The organism is Burkholderia sp. 567, from assembly GCF_040545115.1.
Lineage (GTDB): Bacteria > Pseudomonadota > Gammaproteobacteria > Burkholderiales > Burkholderiaceae > Burkholderia > Burkholderia ambifaria.
Map to the genome: position 1 here is coordinate 176,579 of NZ_JBEPLG010000009.1, position 16,698 is coordinate 193,276.

At 67.9% G+C, this 16,698-nt stretch carries 16 protein-coding genes; 5 read left to right on the forward strand and 11 right to left on the reverse strand.

Annotated features, from left to right (window positions below; all coding sequences use genetic code 11):
- Window positions 1-50 precede the first annotated feature (50 nt).
- Window positions 51-1,142 carry a porin gene (locus tag ABIC50_RS25210; protein WP_354167598.1) on the forward strand — a complete coding sequence of 364 codons (1,092 nt, stop codon included), beginning with the start codon at window positions 51-53 and terminating at the stop codon, window positions 1,140-1,142.
- A 71-nt stretch (window positions 1,143-1,213) separates the two neighbouring features.
- On the opposite strand, the gene ABIC50_RS25215 is transcribed toward ABIC50_RS25210, so the two are convergent.
- A complete protein-coding gene (locus ABIC50_RS25215; protein ID WP_354167601.1) occupies window positions 1,214-2,179 on the reverse strand; it encodes a quinone oxidoreductase family protein in 966 nt (321 codons plus the stop codon).
- A gap of 46 nt (window positions 2,180-2,225) precedes the next feature.
- Entirely contained in the window at window positions 2,226-2,477 is a 252-nt protein-coding gene (locus ABIC50_RS25220; protein ID WP_354167603.1) for a hypothetical protein, read from the reverse strand.
- A 95-nt stretch (window positions 2,478-2,572) separates the two neighbouring features.
- On the opposite strand from ABIC50_RS25220, the gene ABIC50_RS25225 reads away from it, so the two are divergent.
- A complete protein-coding gene (locus ABIC50_RS25225; RefSeq protein ID WP_354167816.1) occupies window positions 2,573-3,361 on the forward strand; it encodes an AraC family transcriptional regulator in 789 nt (262 codons plus the stop codon).
- 157 nt (window positions 3,362-3,518) lie between these two features.
- Here ABIC50_RS25225 and hpaI read toward each other — a convergent pair whose 3' ends face one another.
- From hpaI to ABIC50_RS25260, 7 genes are read right to left on the reverse strand one after another with little or no spacing between them, the layout of a single operon-like run.
- Window positions 3,519-4,322, reverse strand: coding sequence for a 4-hydroxy-2-oxoheptanedioate aldolase (gene hpaI, locus ABIC50_RS25230; RefSeq protein WP_354167606.1), 804 nt, complete (start codon window positions 4,320-4,322; stop codon window positions 3,519-3,521).
- A gap of 12 nt (window positions 4,323-4,334) precedes the next feature.
- Window positions 4,335-5,138: a 2-oxo-hept-4-ene-1,7-dioate hydratase gene (gene hpaH, locus ABIC50_RS25235; RefSeq protein WP_175676984.1), complete on the reverse strand. Its 804-nt coding sequence runs from the start codon at window positions 5,136-5,138 to the stop codon at window positions 4,335-4,337.
- Window positions 5,139-5,157: 19 nt separating this feature from the next.
- A complete protein-coding gene (locus ABIC50_RS25240; protein WP_354167609.1) occupies window positions 5,158-5,550 on the reverse strand; it encodes a 5-carboxymethyl-2-hydroxymuconate Delta-isomerase in 393 nt (130 codons plus the stop codon).
- Between the two features lie 29 nt (window positions 5,551-5,579).
- Entirely contained in the window at window positions 5,580-6,428 is an 849-nt protein-coding gene (gene hpaD, locus ABIC50_RS25245) for a 3,4-dihydroxyphenylacetate 2,3-dioxygenase (protein ID WP_012365933.1), read from the reverse strand.
- Between the two features lie 48 nt (window positions 6,429-6,476).
- On the reverse strand, window positions 6,477-7,940 hold the full coding sequence (gene hpaE, locus ABIC50_RS25250; protein WP_354167612.1) for a 5-carboxymethyl-2-hydroxymuconate semialdehyde dehydrogenase: 1,464 nt from the start codon (window positions 7,938-7,940) through the stop codon (window positions 6,477-6,479).
- Between the two features lie 22 nt (window positions 7,941-7,962).
- Entirely contained in the window at window positions 7,963-8,727 is a 765-nt protein-coding gene (locus ABIC50_RS25255) for a fumarylacetoacetate hydrolase family protein (RefSeq protein ID WP_354167615.1), read from the reverse strand.
- Window positions 8,724-9,413 carry a fumarylacetoacetate hydrolase family protein gene (locus tag ABIC50_RS25260; RefSeq protein ID WP_354167618.1) on the reverse strand — a complete coding sequence of 230 codons (690 nt, stop codon included), beginning with the start codon at window positions 9,411-9,413 and terminating at the stop codon, window positions 8,724-8,726. The genes ABIC50_RS25255 and ABIC50_RS25260 overlap by 4 nt, the downstream gene beginning before the upstream one ends.
- Window positions 9,414-9,565: 152 nt before the next feature.
- Here ABIC50_RS25260 and hpaR point away from each other — a divergent pair, with 152 nt between their 5' ends.
- The gene (gene hpaR / locus ABIC50_RS25265; protein WP_012365929.1) at window positions 9,566-10,006 is read left to right on the forward strand and encodes a homoprotocatechuate degradation operon regulator HpaR; all 441 of its coding nucleotides are present in this window, start codon (window positions 9,566-9,568) and stop codon (window positions 10,004-10,006) included.
- A gap of 70 nt (window positions 10,007-10,076) precedes the next feature.
- Here hpaR and ABIC50_RS25270 read toward each other — a convergent pair whose 3' ends face one another.
- A complete protein-coding gene (locus tag ABIC50_RS25270; RefSeq protein ID WP_175662876.1) occupies window positions 10,077-11,288 on the reverse strand; it encodes an SDR family oxidoreductase in 1,212 nt (403 codons plus the stop codon).
- 637 nt (window positions 11,289-11,925) lie between these two features.
- On the opposite strand from ABIC50_RS25270, the gene ABIC50_RS25275 reads away from it, so the two are divergent.
- Together ABIC50_RS25275 and ABIC50_RS25280 are read left to right on the forward strand one after the other, a co-directional pair.
- A complete protein-coding gene (locus ABIC50_RS25275) occupies window positions 11,926-12,273 on the forward strand; it encodes a DUF3564 family protein (protein WP_105832750.1) in 348 nt (115 codons plus the stop codon).
- A gap of 343 nt (window positions 12,274-12,616) precedes the next feature.
- Window positions 12,617-14,509 carry a peptidoglycan D,D-transpeptidase FtsI family protein gene (locus tag ABIC50_RS25280; protein WP_126225289.1) on the forward strand — a complete coding sequence of 631 codons (1,893 nt, stop codon included), beginning with the start codon at window positions 12,617-12,619 and terminating at the stop codon, window positions 14,507-14,509.
- Between the two features lie 332 nt (window positions 14,510-14,841).
- Here ABIC50_RS25280 and ABIC50_RS25285 read toward each other — a convergent pair whose 3' ends face one another.
- On the reverse strand, window positions 14,842-16,557 hold the full coding sequence (locus tag ABIC50_RS25285; protein ID WP_354167621.1) for a cation:proton antiporter domain-containing protein: 1,716 nt from the start codon (window positions 16,555-16,557) through the stop codon (window positions 14,842-14,844).
- Window positions 16,558-16,698: the final 141 nt, after the last annotated feature.

The window sequence follows — 16,698 nt, forward strand, 5'->3', positions numbered from 1 at the left end:
TCACCCCAATCCGTTTCACCCAACCCACAACAAACAAGGAGACACCGTCAATGAAGTCACGCGCAGAACGTTCGATTCGCACTGCTATCGTTACCGGTTCGGCTGCGGTCGCCGGCCTCGCGGCAGGCGCCGCGCACGCGCAGTCGTCGGTCACGATGTACGGGATCATGGATGCCGGCATCGAATACGCGAACCATGCGGCGCCGGACGGCGGCAATTCGTTCAAGCTGAAATCCGGCAACAAGAACACGTCGCGCTGGGGCTTGCGCGGCACCGAGGATCTCGGCGGCGGGCTGAAGGCCGTGTTCCGCCTCGAAAGCGGGATCGATCTCGCGAACGGCGCGTCCGACGACGGCCCCGACTCGATCTTCGCGCGCCGCGCGACGGTCGGCCTGAAAGGCAAGTGGGGCGAAGTGTCGCTCGGCCGCAACTTCACCGTCACCTACGACTACATGCTGCCGTTCGACCCGATGGGTTACGCGCAGAATTACTCGTGGGCAACGTCGTCGATGGCGACCGGCGGCCGCAAGGACGGCCTGTTCACGCGTTCGTCGAACGCCGTGCGCTACGACGGCGAATTCGGCGGCTTCAAGTTCGGCGCGCTGTACGGCTTCGGCAACGTGCCGGGCAGCGTGAAGACCAGCTCGAAGTACGACTTCGCGCTCGGCTACGACGCCGGCCCGTTCGCGGCGGTGGTCACGTTCGACCGGCAGAACGGCGCGGCCGACAGCGTCACGCCGGCCGATACCGTCAACTATATCCAGGGCATCCACGCGGGCCTGAGCTACGACTTCGGCGACCTGAAGACGATGGCCGGCTATCGCAACTATCGGCGCACGTATCACACGAGCGCCGCGAACCTGCTGAGCGACATGTATTGGGTCGGCGGGTCGTACCAGTTCACGCCGACGTTCTCGCTGATCGCGGCCGTCTATCACCAGAACATCAAGGGCGGCACGGATGCGGATCCGACGCTGGTGTCGGTGCGGGCGAACTACGCACTGTCGAAGCGCACGGTGCTGTATGCGGCCGGCGCGTTCGCGATCGCGCAGCATGGGCAGAAGGTCGGTGTGTCGCGCGATTTCAATGGGTATGGCACCACGCAGGTGGGCGTGACGGCGGGGATTCAGCAGCGGTTCTGACGGCGCGGGCGGAGGCAGGCATCATCGCCCGCCTCCGCCCTGCGATGCGAGACGATGCGAGGCGATGCCGATCACGCACCGTCGCGCATCGTGAACACCGGGCGCACGAGACTGTTCGTATCGTTCCAGTGTTCGCCGACCGCCGACAGCGGTACCGCCCGCGTGTCGATCGTCAACCGTGCAGGCCCGGCCGCGGCGAACACGCCGCGCACGGCCGCCAGCAACCCCGCCGGCGACACGCTGCCGAGGCCGCTGCCCATCAGTTCGATCGCCGTCGCCCGCAGCACGGCCCCCGGCAACAGCACGTCCGCACCACCGATCGAGCCGATCTGCACGAAGCGCAGCCGCCGGCCATCGGGCGCCGCCCTCGCAGCCGTGATCAGCAACGCGTGCGCGCTGGCGCCCCACAGATAGTCGAGCACGACGTCCACCCCCGCGCGGAAATGCGGTTCGAGCGCACGCGCCAGATCCGCATCGTCCTGCTGCAGCGACACGACGGCGTCCGCGCCGGCACTCAGCAATGCCTCCAGCGCAACCGCGTTGCGGCCCGTCGCAATCACTTTCGCGGCGCCGAGATGCCTGGCGATCCGCACCGCGAGCCGCCCCGACGTTCCCGTCGCACCGTTGACGAGCACCGTCTCGCCCGCCGCGAAGCGCGCGCGTTCGATCAGCGCCGCCCACGACGACATCCCGGGAATCGCGATCGCCGCGGCCGTGATGTCGTCGAGCCCGTCCGGCAACGGCACGCACTGGGCGTCGGGCACGATCGTGCGCTCGGCCATCGTGCCGAACGGCGCGGGGGCGCCGAAAATATAGACGCGCTGCCCGTCGTCGAGCCGGCCCACGCCGTCGACGCCGACGACGAACGGATAGCCGCTTCCCGACGAATAATGCGTGCCCGACGCGCGCCCCTGCGCGAGCCGGCTCAACGCGGATGCCGTCATGGCGACCGCACGGTGGCCCGGCCTCGCGTGCGGCGCTTCGAATTCCATATAGACCGGGCTTTCGCCCGCGCCCGTCACGACTGCTGCTTTCATGCTGTCTCCTTGAAACGGCGTGCTCGATCGACTGCTCGAGCGGGCGTCATTGCGCGGCGAGCCACGCACGCAGCGCGGGATCGCGCACTTCCAGCACGTCGAACAGGCCGAGCGCGCGCAGCGCGGGCAACGCGTCGATCGTGTCGGCTTCCGCGCGCGAGCGGTCGGCGGGCGCCGCGTGCGGATCGGTCAGCACACGCGCGTTCGCCAGGAACGCGCCGACGGTGCCCTTGCGGATCGTCGTTCCGCCGGCCTCGATTCGGTCGGCGTAGTCGGGGAGAAGGTGTTCGGCTCGCATCGTGCAGTCCTCCAGTGGTGGTCGATGGAGGCAGTGTAGGCGTGCAATACGGGCCGATCTCCGGTATAAAAGCCATTCGATACGGAAATCCCGCCATGTCCGATCCCCTGCTGCCTGCCCACCTCGTCACGTCCGATGACGGCCCGTTCGTCGTCGCCGCCGTGCTGACGCAGCGCGACCCGCGCGTGACCCCGCCGCACGCGCATGCGCGCGGCCAGCTGGTCGGCGCGCAGAGCGGGCTGGTGACGATCGGCCTCGACGATCAGGAGTGGGTCGTGCCGGCGATTCACGCAATCTGGATTCCGCCGTATTGCCGGCATTCGCTGCACTCGTTCGGGCCTATTTCCGGCTGGTCGGCGTTCGTCGCCGAAGCGCGCTGCGCGGCATTGCCCGACACGCCGCGCGCGATCCGCACGACGCCGCTGTTGCGCGAGGCCGTGCAACGCGCGGCGAGTTGGGGCGATTCGGAACTGGATGCCGCGCAAGCGCGGATCGCCGACGTGATCCTCGATGAAATCGTGTCGTCGAAGGCCGAAGCGCTGGGACTGGTTCGCCCGCAGGACCCGCGGCTGATGAAGATCACGGATGCGCTTGCCATGGATCTCGCGGACAACCGGCGGCTGGAGGAATGGGCCGACTGGGCCGGCATCGGCGCGCGGACGATGAGCCGGCGCTTCGTCGCCGAGACGGGGCTGACGTTCGCGCAATGGCGTCAGCAGGCAAGGCTGCTGCGGGCGCTGGAGAAAATCGCCGATGGTGTGCCGGTTACGACGATCGCGCTCGATCTCGGCTACGACAACGTGAGCGCGTTCATCGACATGTTCCGGCGGGCGATGGGGACGACGCCGGGAAAGTATATGGAAGCGGGACGGCGAGCGGGTTAAGGGGCTCTATGCTCGAATGACGCGCACCGTGTGCGACAGACGGGCAGGTATTCGTCATGCGACGATCTACCGTTCTCGTGCGAGGCGGCGCGCGCCGCGCTCATTGCAAGTGACGTGCGGCGTCGAGCATCGCGTCGGTCAGCTCGCCGCGGCTTCGTCAATACGTCCCGTCGCCCGCCTTCACGGCCTCACCCTTCTCCTTGAACCGCGCCGCCAGCGCCTGCGCACTCCTCGCCAGCAGCGTCGTATCCACACCGACCGCGACGAACAGCGCCCCCGCTTCCAGATACCGCCGCGCCGCCGCCTCATCCGCGCTCAGAATGCCCGGCGCGTTGCCGGCCGCCTTGATCGTGCGGATCGCGCCGTCGATCGCGGCCTGCACGTCCGGGTGCCCCGGATTGCCGAGATGCCCGAGATCGGCCGCCAGGTCGGCCGGCCCGATGAACACGCCGTCCACGCCGTCGACCCGCGCAATCGCATCGATCGCTTCGAGCCCCGCGCGCGTCTCGACCTGCACGAGCACGGCCATCTCGTCGTTCGCGCGGTGCAGGTAATCGCCGACGCGATTCCACCGCGACGCGCGCGCGAGCGCACTGCCCACGCCGCGAATCCCGTGCGGCGGATAACGCGTCGCGGCCACCGCCGCGCGCGCTTCGTCCGCGCTCTGCACCATCGGCACGAGCAGTGTCTGCGCGCCGAGATCGAGCACCTGCTTGACGATCACCGGGTCGTTCCACGGCACGCGCACGACAGGATGCGACGGATACGGCGCGATCGCCTGCAACTGCGCGAGGATCGTCGGCACCGTGTTCGGCGCATGTTCGCCGTCGATCAGCAGCCAGTCGAAACCGGCGCCCGCGACGACTTCGGCGCTGTATGGATTCGCGAGACCGAGCCACAGCCCGAGCTGCGCGTCGCCGCGCGCGAGCGCGGCCTTGAAGACATTGGACGGAATCTGCATCGCTCGCTCACCTCACTCGAAGTAGCACTGGATCGTTCCGAGCGGGCCGTAGTCGACGCTGAACGTGTCGCCCTGGCGCGCCGCGCACGGCCGCGTGAACGAGCCGCCGAGCACGATCTGTCCCGGTTCCAGCGCGACGTCGAATCGCGACAGCCGGTTCGCCAGCCACGCGACGCCATTGGCCGGATGATTCAGCACGCCGGCCGCGACGCCCGTTTCCTCGACCACGCCGTTGCGCGACATGATCGCCGCGACCCAGCGCAGGTCGACGTCCTGCGGCCGCACGGGCCGCCCGCCGATCACGACGCCCGCGTTCGCCGCGTTGTCGGCGATCGTGTCGAACACCTTGCGCGGCCGCTTCGTATCGGGATCGATCGACTGGCTACGCGCATCGATGATCTCGAGCGCGGGCACCACGTAATCGACCGCGTCATACACGTCGAAGATCGTGCAGTTCGGGCCTGTGAGCCGCTTGCCGAGCACGAACGCGAGCTCGACCTCGACGCGCGGCACGATGAAGCGCGCGGTCGGGATCGTGCCGCCGTCGTCGAAGAACATGTCGTCGAGCAGCGCGCCGTAATCGGGCTCGTCGATCTGCGACGTGTTCTGCATCGCCTTCGACGTGAGGCCGATCTTGTGCCCCTTGAGCGTGCGGCCTTCCGCGAGCTTCATGGCCACCCACGCGCGCTGGATCGCATACGCGTCGTCGATCGTGATGTCGGGATGGTCGAGCGAGATCTGGCGGATCTGCGTGCGCTCGCGCTCCGCGTCGTTCAGACGCCGGGCGAGCTGGTCGATGAGGGCGGGTTCGAGCATGGTCGGATCGGGGATGGGTTCAGTCGGCCCGCTCGTAGCGGGCGTGAATGTTGTTGTGCTTGTACGAGCCGCTTTCGCTGAACTCGGTCAGCTCCATCGACAGCGCCAGATAGCGCTTCGCGTACAGCTCTGCGAAATGCACCTTGATCGCGTCGAACAGCGCGTCGCACGCGGCCTTCTTGGTCTCGTCGCTGCGGCCCGAGCCGATCTTCAGCGTCACGTGGACGAACGCGTCGTCCCCGGTGCCGTCGGCGACGCAGTAATCCTGCAGCTCGATCGCGCGCGAGCGGATGCCGCCCGTCGGGAACACGCCGCCCTGCGCGATCAGCGTTGCGTTGATCGTGCGCAGCAGCGTGGGGATGCGCGCGTCGTCGCGGATGTTCGCGGTGTATTCGACGACGATGTGTGGCATGGCAACGCTCCGGTCAGGTGATGCGGCGCTCAGGCGAGCGGGAAGATCGCGTTGATCTGCCCGGTGCCCGAGCTCGCGAAATAGTCGGTGACGATCTCGACGGGCTTGTCGTAGCGATCCCAGCCGAGCAGGCCGAGCAGCATCGCCGTGTCGTGCATGCCGCCTTCGCCGTGGCAATGCACGTTGTACTCGGGCAGCATCGCGCAGAAGGTCTTGAAATCGCCCTGCTTCCACAGCTCGACCACCCGCAGGTCGACCTGCCGGAAGAATTCGCGGCTGATCTGGTGGATCGATTCCTCGGGGCTGCCGTTGTCGTTGAAGCGATGCGACAACGAGCCGCTCGCGAGGAACGCGACGTTCGAGTCGCTCTTCTCGATCGCTTCGAGCAACGCCTCGCCGAAGCGGCGGCTCTCGTCGAGCTGATGCCACATGCACCAGCCGGCGATCGACACGACCTTGAAGTGCTGGTCGGCGTTCATGTAGCGCATCGGCACGAGTGTGCCGTATTCGAGTTCGAGGCTGTCGATCTCGTGCGCGCGCGTCGCGATCCCGCGTGCGCTGGCCGTCTCGGCGATCAACCGGCCGAGCGCCGGGTTGCCCGGATACGCGTACTGCATGTCGCGGATGAAATGCGGCAGCTCGTTGCTGGTATAGGTGCCCGCGAACCTCGCATTGCAGTTCACGTGGTAGCCGGCGTTGACGAGCCAGTGCACGTCCGACACGACGATCGTGTCGACGCCGAGCGCGCGGCAGCGCTCGCCGATCAGCCGATGACCGCGGATCGCCGCATCGCGGCAGCCGTGATGTTTGCCGGGCAACTCCGACAGGTACATCGACGGCACGTGCGTGACCTTCGCGGCGAGGGACAGTTTGCCCATCGTTGAGTCTCCGTATCGTTCGTTCTTGCGGCGCGACGACCCGCGCCGTTACACGCCCCAGCGGGGAATGTGATGCGAACCCATCGAGATGCAGACGTTCTTGATTTCCGCGAACACCTCGAAGCTGTACTCGCCGCCCTCGCGCCCGGTGCCCGACTCCTTCACGCCGCCGAACGGCTGGCGCAGGTCGCGCACGTTCTGGCTGTTCACGAACACCATCCCGGCCTCGATGCCGCGCGCGAGACGATGCACCTTGCCGACGTCCTGGGTCCAGATGTACGACGCGAGCCCGTAGGCGGTATCGTTCGCGAGCCGCAGCCCTTCTTCCTCGTCGTCGAACGGGATCAGGCACGCGACCGGCCCGAAGATCTCTTCCTGCGCGATGCGCATCCGGTTGTCGACGTCCGCGAACACGGTCGGCCGCACGAAGTTGCCGTTGCGCAGATGGCTCGCGAGGCCCGCCGGCTTGTCCGCGCCGCCCGCGACGATGCGCGCGCCCTCCTGCTCGCCGATCCGGATGTAGCCGGTCACCTTCTCCCAGTGCTGACGCGTGATCATCGCGCCGAGCTGCGTGCCCGGATCGGACGGGTCGCCGACCACCAGGTTGTTCGCGCGCCGCGCGAATTCCTGCACGAAACGATCGTAGATCGTTCGCTGTACGAATATCCGCGATCCCGCCGTACAACGCTCGCCGTTGATCGAGAAGATCGTGAACAACGACGCGTCGAGCGCGCGATCGAAATCGGCATCGTCGAAGATCAGCACCGGCGACTTGCCGCCGAGCTCCATCGAATACTTCTTCAGGCCCGCGCGTTCCATGATGCGCTTGCCGGTGACCGTGCCGCCCGTGAATGACACCGCACGCACGTCCGGATGGCGCACCAGCGCATCGCCGGCGGTCGCGCCGTAACCCTGCACGACGTTCAGTACGCCCGGTGGAATGCCGGCTTCGAGCGCGAGCCGGCCGAGCTGGTCGGCCGTCAACGGCGACAGCTCCGACATCTTGAGCACGGCCGTGTTGCCGAGCGCGAGACACGGCGCCGTCTTCCACGTCGCGGTCATGAACGGCACGTTCCACGGCGACACCAGCGCGCATACGCCGACCGGCTGGTACAGCGTGTAGTTCAGCATCTGGTCGTCGACCGGATAGGTACGGCCGTTCATCTGCACGCACACTTCCGCGAAGAAGTTGAAGTTCTCGGACGCGCGCGGAATCAGCTGCTTGCTCGTCTGCGCGATCGGCAGGCCGGTGTCCTGCGTCTCGAGCGCGGCGAGCATCGGCACGTTCTTCTCGATCAGCTCGCCGAGCTTGCGCATCAGCTTCGCGCGCTCCTTCGCGGGCGTGTTCGCCCACTTGGGGAACGCTGCCTTCGCCGCGCGCACGGCCGCGTCGACTTCGGCCTCGCCGGCCGACGCGACGTCGGTGATCACGTCGCCCGTCGCGGGGTTCAGCGTCGTGAAGGTCTCGCGGCTCTCGACTTCGCGGCCGTCGATCCAGTGCTTGATGGTCATCTGCTCTCCTTGGGCGACGGGCTCACCCGGCGCGATAGTAGTCTGCTTCGCCGACGATCGTGTTCACGAGCCGGCCGATCCCTTCGATTTCGGTCACGACCTCGTCGCCCGGCTTCGTGTCCGCGAGCCCTTCCGGCGTGCCGGTCAGGATCAGGTCGCCCGGCGAGAGCGTCATGAAGCTGCTGATGTGCTCGATCAGCGCCGGCACGTCGAAGATCATGTCGCGCGTGCTGCCGCGCTGCGTCTCCTGGCCGTTGACCGTCGTGCGCAGCATCAGGTCGCCCGCCTCGCCGATCTCGTCGCGGCTGACGAACCACGGGCCGAGCGGCGTGCAGGTGTCGCGGTTCTTCACGCGCAGGTTCGGGCGGTAGTAGTTCTCGAGATAGTCGCGGATCGCGTAGTCGTTCGCGACCGTGTAGCCGGCGACGTAGTCGATCGCCTGCGCGCGGCTCACGTTGCGCGCCGGACGGCCGATCACGACGGCCAGCTCGCACTCGTAGTGCATGTGCGTCGCATCCGTCGGGCGCACGGTGCGCGACCGATGGCCGATGAACGTGTTCGGCCCCTTCAGGAAGATCAACGGCTCGCTCGGCGCGTTGAACGCGAGTTCCTTCGCGTGGTCCGCGTAGTTCAGACCGAGCGCGAACGTCGTGCGCGGCGCGACGGGCGGCAGCCACGTCACGTCGTCCTCGGCCAGCACGCGCCCCGTGTCGAGGCGGATCGCGCCGTCGCCGGCCGGCTCGGCCGCATGCAGCGCGCCGTTGTAGATCACGCGTGCCGTCTTCATCGTGCGTCCTCCGCAATCAGCGTATGCCGCAACGTGCCGATGCCGGCGGCCGTAATCTCGATCGTGCTGCCCGCGCGGGCGCGCGGTGCGCCGCCCGCGACGCCGAGCAGCAGCACGTCGCCCGCGTCGAACGACATGAAGGCCGTCACGTCGGCGATCAGTTCGCGCACCGAGCGAATCAGCGTGGCCGTCGAAGCGGACACCGCGGTGTCGCCGTCGATCCGCACGGTCAGGCCGATCGCGTCGACGTCGGCAAGCGCCGCCGCCGGCGCGATCACCGGACCCAGCGGGCAAAAGCCGTCGCGGCACTTGAAGCGCACGGCGGGACGGTAGTAATCGGGATGCGGCACCGACACGTCGCTCGCAAGCGTGAACCCGTGCACGTAGTCGAGCGCCTGCGCGGCCGGCACGCGCGTCGCGCGCCGCGAGAACACGACCGCCACCGACGCGCCGATCTCCAGCGCATCGACGCCGGCCGGCACCACGACGGCCGCGCCGTCCGCCGCGTGTGTGTTGGCCGGCTTGATGTACAGGATCGGCGCCTCGGGCGGGCGGCCGTAAGGCGGCGCGTGCACGGCGTCGCCGAGCGCGTCGAATGCCGCGCGCTCGTTGAGCAGCGCGCCGTAGACGGTACCGATGGCGACCGGCAGCGGCGGCGCCGCGGCGGTCCTGCAAGACAGCTCCATGCGTCATTCCCCTGCCGCGCGTCGCGGCGCATCGTCAATACTTAACATCTTAAGTAAACAATCGTGCGCTGACAACCTCGATTACCCTGATTCACGAAATTCGTCACCATCGGCTGTTAAGATTGATGCGTCCCCGTCCATTCCCCACCCCGATGAACCGTACGCTCGACCATCGCAACCTGGCCATGCTGCTGCTCGAGGCCCGCGAAACGCTGATGGGCCTGTTCCGCCCCATTCTCAAGGAATTCGCGCTGACCGAACAGCAATGGCGGATCATCCGCGTGCTCGACGGCGAGCCGACGCATGCGCTCGAAGCGGGACAGATCGCGCGCCGCTGCTGCATCCTGAGCCCGAGTCTGACGGGCGTGCTGGAACGGATGGAACGCGACGGCCTGATTACGCGCACGCGCGCGCAGGAGGATCAGCGCCGGCTGCTGGTGAGCCTGACGCCGCAAAGCAGGAAACTGGTGACCGAAATCGGTCCGCGCATCGACGAGCAGTACCGTCAGCTCGAAGCGCGTTTCGGCCAGGACGGCCTCGACGACGTGTACCGTGCGCTCGATCGGCTGATCGAGCTCGGCAACGCGTCGTAGCGCCTGCCGTCACCGGGCCGCCGCGAGCGGCGGCGAACCTGAACCGGCAGGCCCGGCGTCGCGCGGGCGGTCAGTGCAACGCGCCGCGCATCAGCTCGGTCACCGCGACGCCGCGCGACGTGCGCATGCATTCCTCGACGTAATCGATGAACGGCAGCGGCTCGAAATCGATTTCGTCGCGCACGCGGCGGTTGTCGAATACGCGATCGACCGTCGCGAATTCCGCGCAACGCTGCAACGCCCGGCCGATCACGCGCTCGAGCGCCGGATCGGATCGCCCGAGCACGTCACGCACCACGAGCGGCAGTTCGGCCGGCGCGCAAGCCGCGTAGCGCGGCGCGCCCGTCATGCCGGCCGCCTCGTCCATCGCGCGCACGATCTGCGCGACCTGCGGCGCGTCGTCGCCGGCCGACACGTGGTACACGTCGTGCATCAGCGTCGGTTTCACGGCCAGCAGCATCGTCGCACGCGCGACGTCGTCGACCGCCACGATGTCGATGCGCGTCATCGGCCGCGCGGTGAAGCGGCGCGCCGCGTGTGCGACGCGGAACATCCAGAACGAATTCGGCGCCGGACGCGTGCCGAGCACCGTGTGACCGACGACGTGCGACGGACGCACGACGACCAGCGGCAGCCCGAGTTCGCGCAGGCGCTGTTCCGTTTGCGCCTTCGCGTGCAGGTAGTCCGCCGCGAGCACCGCGCCCGGCAGCCCGTCTCCGCCTTGCACCGCGCCGCTCGCCGCCAGGCCCGTCGCGTCCTCATGCACGATCCCGCCGCGGCCCGCATGCGCATACGCGGTGCCGACATATACGAAACGCTGCAGCCGCGGCGTGTGCGCGAAGCGAGCGGCGAAGCCCAGCGAGTCGGCGATGTCCGCCTGCAGGTGCGCGCCGTCGGCCGGCGATGCATGGCCCGCGCAGTGGATCACGTGCGTCGCGCCGGCGAGACGCGGCGCGTCGGCGCCCTGCCAGACGTCGCCGAGCGCGCCGACGACCACGTTCGCATCACCCAGACGCGACGCCCAGTACGGCGCGAGCCCCGCGCGCAGCGCCGCTTCGCGCAGACGCGCGACCGCATGGCCGCGATTCTCGGCGCGCACGACGCACACGATCCGTTCGAGCAATCCTGCATTGACGAGCGCCGTCAGCACGGTGCTGCCGATGAAGCCGGTGGCGCCGGTGAGCACCAGGTGTCCGACGTTGGCCGCCGCGACCGGTGCGCTGGCCGGCGACACGAGGCTCGTGCGCCAGTTGAGCGACAACGCGGTTTTCCAGATCAGCACGATAGTCTCCTTCGAAGAGTCGGCCGGACAGCGCGGCTGCCCCGGATGGCGAGGTCGCCTGCGGCGCTCGGCCGGGCCGGGGCCGACGCTCGCCCCGGCGGTCCCGATCGCGCTGCGGCCCGCGATCGGGTCGATCGCGTCTCGGCAGCTCACCACGGACGGGCGTCCACGGCGCAGGATCGGGAAACTCGCAGTGTGGGGCCCGATCGCCCGCATGTCTGTCCCGAAAGTTTCGTGAAAGTGTGCGGATTTGTATGCGAATGTCGGAGTGTGTCGTGGCGGCTGGGCGCCGGATCGTTAAAACGTCCGGTCGGTCGGCATTCGCGGCGCGTGCACGGCCGGTTGGCCCGGGGCGCCGTCGGCCCTCGCTTCGGCGCGCGGCTTCGACCGGGACTTCCCCCGAGTCATCGCATGTCCGCGGTACGCCATCGGCCGGTCACGGCGCGCGGTTCACGCTGTGGCCTCCGTGTGTGCGCGACGTCGGATCCCGACGAATCGTCAGACGTCGTTCCATCTGCAAACGCCAATAAAATTAATCGGGATTTATTGAGGATTATCACTTGCGTTTCACCACAGTCTATCTAGACTGGTCAAACCCAAACGGTCAAATGTGTCTTTTTCTTCAGGAGACGATCCAATGCGCCTCACTATTCGCATTAATGGCAGCGAATCGGCAACCCGACACGCGTTCGCAGTGCTGTGGGTCGATACCGACGAGGGGCTGTGGTCGCGCGAGGCACACCAGGGCATCGATCTTCCGACCTGGGGCAAGGTTCGGGACGTGGAGGGTGCCATGGCCCTCTGCCCGGCGGACGGCGGGAAGGCCGTGTGCCAGTTGAAGGGCCTGTCCTCCAGTGCAACGCAGCGCGAGCAGGGGCCGGCGGTGCTCGCCGGCGAACACCCCGCGGGCGCGTGGCGCCTGCAGGCGGTCGATCGCTCCAAGGTGGACTCGGAAAACCACGAATTTACTTCCGTCGCGCGCTAGATATTTCCGACGGCAATCCTCTGCGGTTTTCGGGTTTATTCCGGTTTCCACGATATTCATTTCGATATTCAGAAATAAAATCGCCTCGCTTCGAGGCGATTTTTATTTTGTCGTCTCGAAATTAATCGGGGTCGGATAATCGAAACGAGCGCCGTCGATTTTTCCCCGGTTGGCGCCGCGCCGCCCTCCCGGACTTCCTCCGCTTTCCTCCTAGTCCCCCGCTCCCGCTGCGCCTCTTTTCCGGGGCCGAAACATACTTTCCCCACACAATGTTTACTCCTTTATTACAATCGCATTATTCAGACTGACTTGCCGCCGTCCGGCGGCCCGACCCGGCCCTTGCATGAGCGTGAAAAAGAAGACCCACCCCGCCGATCCGTACGCCGCCGCGACCAAGCATCCGATGCTCGCGTCGCGCCTGCCGATGTGGCGCTCGAAACTGGTCGTGATCATGGTGTCCCTCGGATTCGCCGCGCTGATCGGACGCGCGTTCTGGGTGCAGGTCGCGAACCAGGATTTCTATGTCGGGCAAGGCCAGAAGCGCTACCAGCGCACGATCGAGCTCGACGCGATGCGCGGCCGCATCGTCGATCGCAACGGCGCGATGCTCGCGGTCAGCCTGTCGACCTATGAAATCTGGGCGAACCCGAAACAGGTTGCCGACATCGACTATCCGCAGCTCGCGAAGCTGCTCGACATGCCGCTCGCGGAAATAAAACGCCGCCTGCGCAACGACCGTACGTTCGTGCTGCTGAAGCGGCAGGTCGACGCCGATACCGCGGGCCGGCTCGACAAGCTCGCGATCGACGGCATCACGCAGATCGCCGATTCGAAGCGCTTCTATCCGGAAGGCGAGTCGGCCGCGCACGTGGTCGGCTTCACCAACGTCGAGGACAAGGGCCAGGAAGGCGTCGAACTCGCGGCGAACGCGCGGCTGTCGGGGACGTCCGGGCAGCGCGAGGTGATCCGCGACCGGCTCGGGCGCATCGTGTCCGACACGCGTCCGCTCGTCCCCGCGCAACACGGCGCGACGATCGAACTGACGATCGACCGGCGCATCCAGCAGCTCGCGTTCAGCCAGCTCAAGGCCGCGGTGCTCGAGAACAACGCGGTGGCCGGCAGCGTCGTCGTGCTCGACGCGCAGAACGGCGAAATCCTCGCCCTCTCGAACTACCCGACCTTCGATCCGAACGATCGCTTCCGGCTGACCGGCCAGCAGTTGCGCAACCGCGCGGTGATCGACACGTTCGAGCCCGGCTCGACGATCAAGCCGCTCGTCGTCGCGCTGTCGATCGACGAGCGCAAGGTCACGCCGAACACGATCATCAACACGTCGCCGGGCACCTACAAGATCGGCCCGGCCGTGATCCACGACACGTCGAACCACGGCTCACTGACCGTATCGGAAGCGCTGCAGAAGTCGAGCAACGTCGCGCTCGCCAAGCTGGCGCTGAACCTGCCCGCCGAAACGATCTGGAACAAGTACCAGGAATACGGGATCGGCCGCGCGCCGGAGCTGACGTTCCCGGGCGTCGCGTCGGGCCGCCTGCGCGGCTACAAGCGCTGGCGGCCGATCGAGCAGGCGACGATGGCGTACGGCTACGGGCTGTCGATGTCGCTGCTGCAGATCGCGCAGACCTACACCGCCTATGCGGGCGACGGCACGCTGCACCCGGTGTCGCTGCTGAAGAGCGGCACCGACCCGCTGACGATGGATTCCCGTCGCGGGCACCGCGTGACGTCGCCGCAAACCGCGGCGGCGATCCGCGCGATGCTCGAGTCGGCGGTCGGCGAAGGCGGCACGGGGCGCCGCGCGCGTGTGGACGGCTACCGGATCGGCGGCAAGACGGGCACGGCGCGCAAGCAGGTCGGCGCGACCTATGCAAAGGGCAAGTACCGCGCACTGTTCGCGGGGATGGCGCCGATGAGCAACCCGCGCCTGATCGTCGCAGTGATGATCGACGAGCCGCGCGGCAAGGGCTATTACGGCGGCACGGTGGCCGGCCCGGTGTTTTCGTCGGTCACGAGCGGCGCGCTGCAGTTGCTCGGCGTGCCGCCCGATGCACCGGTCGAGCCGACGCCGAACGCGCCGGCCAGGGGCGCGGCCCCGCAGAAGCCGGGCGCGGCGCCGAAGGCAGCGGCGCAGCCGAAGACGGCGGCCGCGCAGAAGGCGGCGACGCCGGTGAAGACGGCCGCGCAATCCGGCGCGACCGTACAGGTGAAGGCGGCGGGCTGAAACCCGCCGGGTGAGACTGGGCGTGGCTGCCGGCGAATGCGTCCGCTAGTCGCCGCGTCGAATGCCGCTCATGCGCTCTGTCGCCGTGCCGACGACCGGCGCGATCCCGACGGCCGGCGCAGTCCCGACGGCCGGCTCAATCCCGACGGCCGGCGCAGTCCCGACGGCCGGCTCAATCCCGACGGCCGGCGCAGTCCCGACGGCCGGCTCAATCCCGACAGCCGGCGCGATCCCGACAGCCGGCGCAGTCCCGACAGCCGGCGCGATCCCGCTACCCGCGCGAACGCGGCCGGGCGTGTGACAGGCCCGTCGAATACGCGCACGCGCCACCATCAATGCGCAGCCGCCACCGGCTTCACCATCCGCCCGAGCACATGCTCGGTCATCCCGCGCGCAAGTTCGCTCTCGCCCATGAACACGGTGCCGACGCCCTCGCTCGCCAGCAAGTCGGCCTCGTCGCCACTGTTCGTGCAGAGCACCACCTCCAGCGTCGGGTTCAGCGTGCGCGAGATCTCGACGATCTGCCGCACGTCGAACACGTCCGGCAGCGTGACGACCAGCATCCCCGCACGCGCGATATGCGCCTGCACGAGCACGACCGGCTCGATCGCGTCGCCGGACACGGCCGCGACGCCGTCCGCGCGCAGCTTCTCGACGAGCTCGCGGTTCTGCTCGACGACGACATAGGCGATCCCGCGCTCGTCCAGCGCATGCGCGATGCGCGTGCCAACCTTGCCGTAGCCGACGATCACGACCTGACCGGTCAGGTGCGTCTGCGGCGTCGACATCGGCAGCGCGGCGAGCGGATCGTCGCGTGCCTCGAGCTTGCGCGCGAACGCCGAATGCTTGCGAATCCAGGCGAGCGCCGGATCGATCATCGCGAACAGCAGCGTGTTCATCGCAATCGAGATCAGCGCAACCGCGAGAATCAGGCTCTGCCCCTCGGCCGACAGCAAACCGAGCGCCCGGCCGAGGCCCGCGAGGATGAACGAGAACTCGCCGATCTGCGCGAGGCCCGCGCCGACCGTCAGCGCGGTGTTCAGCGGGTAACGGAACGCAATCACGAGCGCGACCGCCGCGAGCGTCTTGCCGATCAGCACGATCGCCGCGACCTCGATCACGTGCAGCGGCTCGGTGAGCAGCACTGTCGGGTCGAACAGCATCCCGACCGAAATGAAGAACAGCACCGAGAACGCGTCGCGCAGCGGCAGCGTCTCGTCGGCCGCGCGCCGGCTGAACTCCGACTCGCGCATCATCATCCCGGCGAAAAACGCGCCGAGCGCGAACGACACGTCGAACAGCTTCGCCGCGCCGAACGCGATGCCGACCGCTGCCGCGATCATGCACAGCGTGAACAGCTCGCGCGAACCGGTGCGCGCGACGAGCCACAGGATGCGCGGGAACACGCGCTTGCCGACCACCAGCATCAGCACGATGAACGCGGCGACCTTCAGCATCGTGATGCCGAGCGTGCCCCACACGCTGCCGCCGGCCGTGTGCGCGTCGCCGGGCGGCGTGCCGCCGAGCAACCCGGCGACAGGCGGCAGCAGCACGAGCACGAGCACCATCACGAGATCCTCGACGACGAGCCAGCCGACCGCGATGCGCCCGTTGACCGTCTCGACGAGCCCGCGCCCCTCGAGCGCCCGCAGCAACACGACCGTGCTCGCGACCGACAGCGCGAGCCCGAACACGAGCGCCGCGCCAAGACTCCAGCCCCACGTGAGCGCAAGCCCGCCGCCGAGCAGCGTCGCGACGGTAATCTGGACGATGGCCCCCGGCAGCGCGATCTTGCGCACCGCGAGCAGATCGCCGAGCGAGAAATGCAGGCCGACGCCGAACATCAGCAGCATCACGCCGACTTCGGCAAGCTGCTGCGCGAGCGACAGGTCGCCGACGAAACCGGGCGTGCCGGGGCCGATCACGATACCGGCGAGCAGATAGCCGACGAGCGGCGGCATTTTCAGCAGCGACGCAAGGTAACCGAAGATCATCGCGAGACCGAAACCGGCCGCGAGCAACGCAATCAGGCTGACGTCATGAGGCATCCCCCCTCCCAGGCTCTTGTAACGATTTAGTAAGGTTCAAGAGGCAAAGGATAAGGGATGAGGCGAAAAAATGGCGCGCCGCCGCGAAATTTTCACGCGGCGGCGCGCCATTGCGGGGGTACTACCCCGGTCGGAAGGAAC

Excerpts from the sequence above, each read along its gene's own strand:
- ABIC50_RS25220 (WP_354167603.1), bottom strand. The coding sequence starts at position 2,477 with ATGCGAGCCGAACACCTTCTCCCCGACTACGCCGACCGAATCGAGGCC.
- ABIC50_RS25275 (WP_105832750.1), top strand. The coding sequence starts at position 11,926 with ATGCGCCTCACTATTCGCATTAATGGCAGCGAATCGGCAACCCGACAC.
- ABIC50_RS25240 (WP_354167609.1), bottom strand. The coding sequence starts at position 5,550 with ATGCCACACATCGTCGTCGAATACACCGCGAACATCCGCGACGACGCG.
- ABIC50_RS25225 (WP_354167816.1), top strand. The coding sequence starts at position 2,573 with ATGTCCGATCCCCTGCTGCCTGCCCACCTCGTCACGTCCGATGACGGC.
- ABIC50_RS25280 (WP_126225289.1), top strand. The coding sequence starts at position 12,617 with ATGAGCGTGAAAAAGAAGACCCACCCCGCCGATCCGTACGCCGCCGCG.
- ABIC50_RS25215 (WP_354167601.1), bottom strand. The coding sequence starts at position 2,179 with ATGAAAGCAGCAGTCGTGACGGGCGCGGGCGAAAGCCCGGTCTATATG.
- hpaD (WP_012365933.1), bottom strand. The coding sequence starts at position 6,428 with ATGGGCAAACTGTCCCTCGCCGCGAAGGTCACGCACGTGCCGTCGATG.
- hpaH (WP_175676984.1), bottom strand. The coding sequence starts at position 5,138 with ATGCTCGAACCCGCCCTCATCGACCAGCTCGCCCGGCGTCTGAACGAC.
- ABIC50_RS25255 (WP_354167615.1), bottom strand. The coding sequence starts at position 8,727 with ATGAAGACGGCACGCGTGATCTACAACGGCGCGCTGCATGCGGCCGAG.
- ABIC50_RS25210 (WP_354167598.1), top strand. The coding sequence starts at position 51 with ATGAAGTCACGCGCAGAACGTTCGATTCGCACTGCTATCGTTACCGGT.
- ABIC50_RS25285 (WP_354167621.1), bottom strand. The coding sequence starts at position 16,557 with ATGCCTCATGACGTCAGCCTGATTGCGTTGCTCGCGGCCGGTTTCGGT.
- hpaE (WP_354167612.1), bottom strand. The coding sequence starts at position 7,940 with ATGACCATCAAGCACTGGATCGACGGCCGCGAAGTCGAGAGCCGCGAG.
- hpaI (WP_354167606.1), bottom strand. The coding sequence starts at position 4,322 with ATGCAGATTCCGTCCAATGTCTTCAAGGCCGCGCTCGCGCGCGGCGAC.
- ABIC50_RS25260 (WP_354167618.1), bottom strand. The coding sequence starts at position 9,413 with ATGGAGCTGTCTTGCAGGACCGCCGCGGCGCCGCCGCTGCCGGTCGCC.
- hpaR (WP_012365929.1), top strand. The coding sequence starts at position 9,566 with ATGAACCGTACGCTCGACCATCGCAACCTGGCCATGCTGCTGCTCGAG.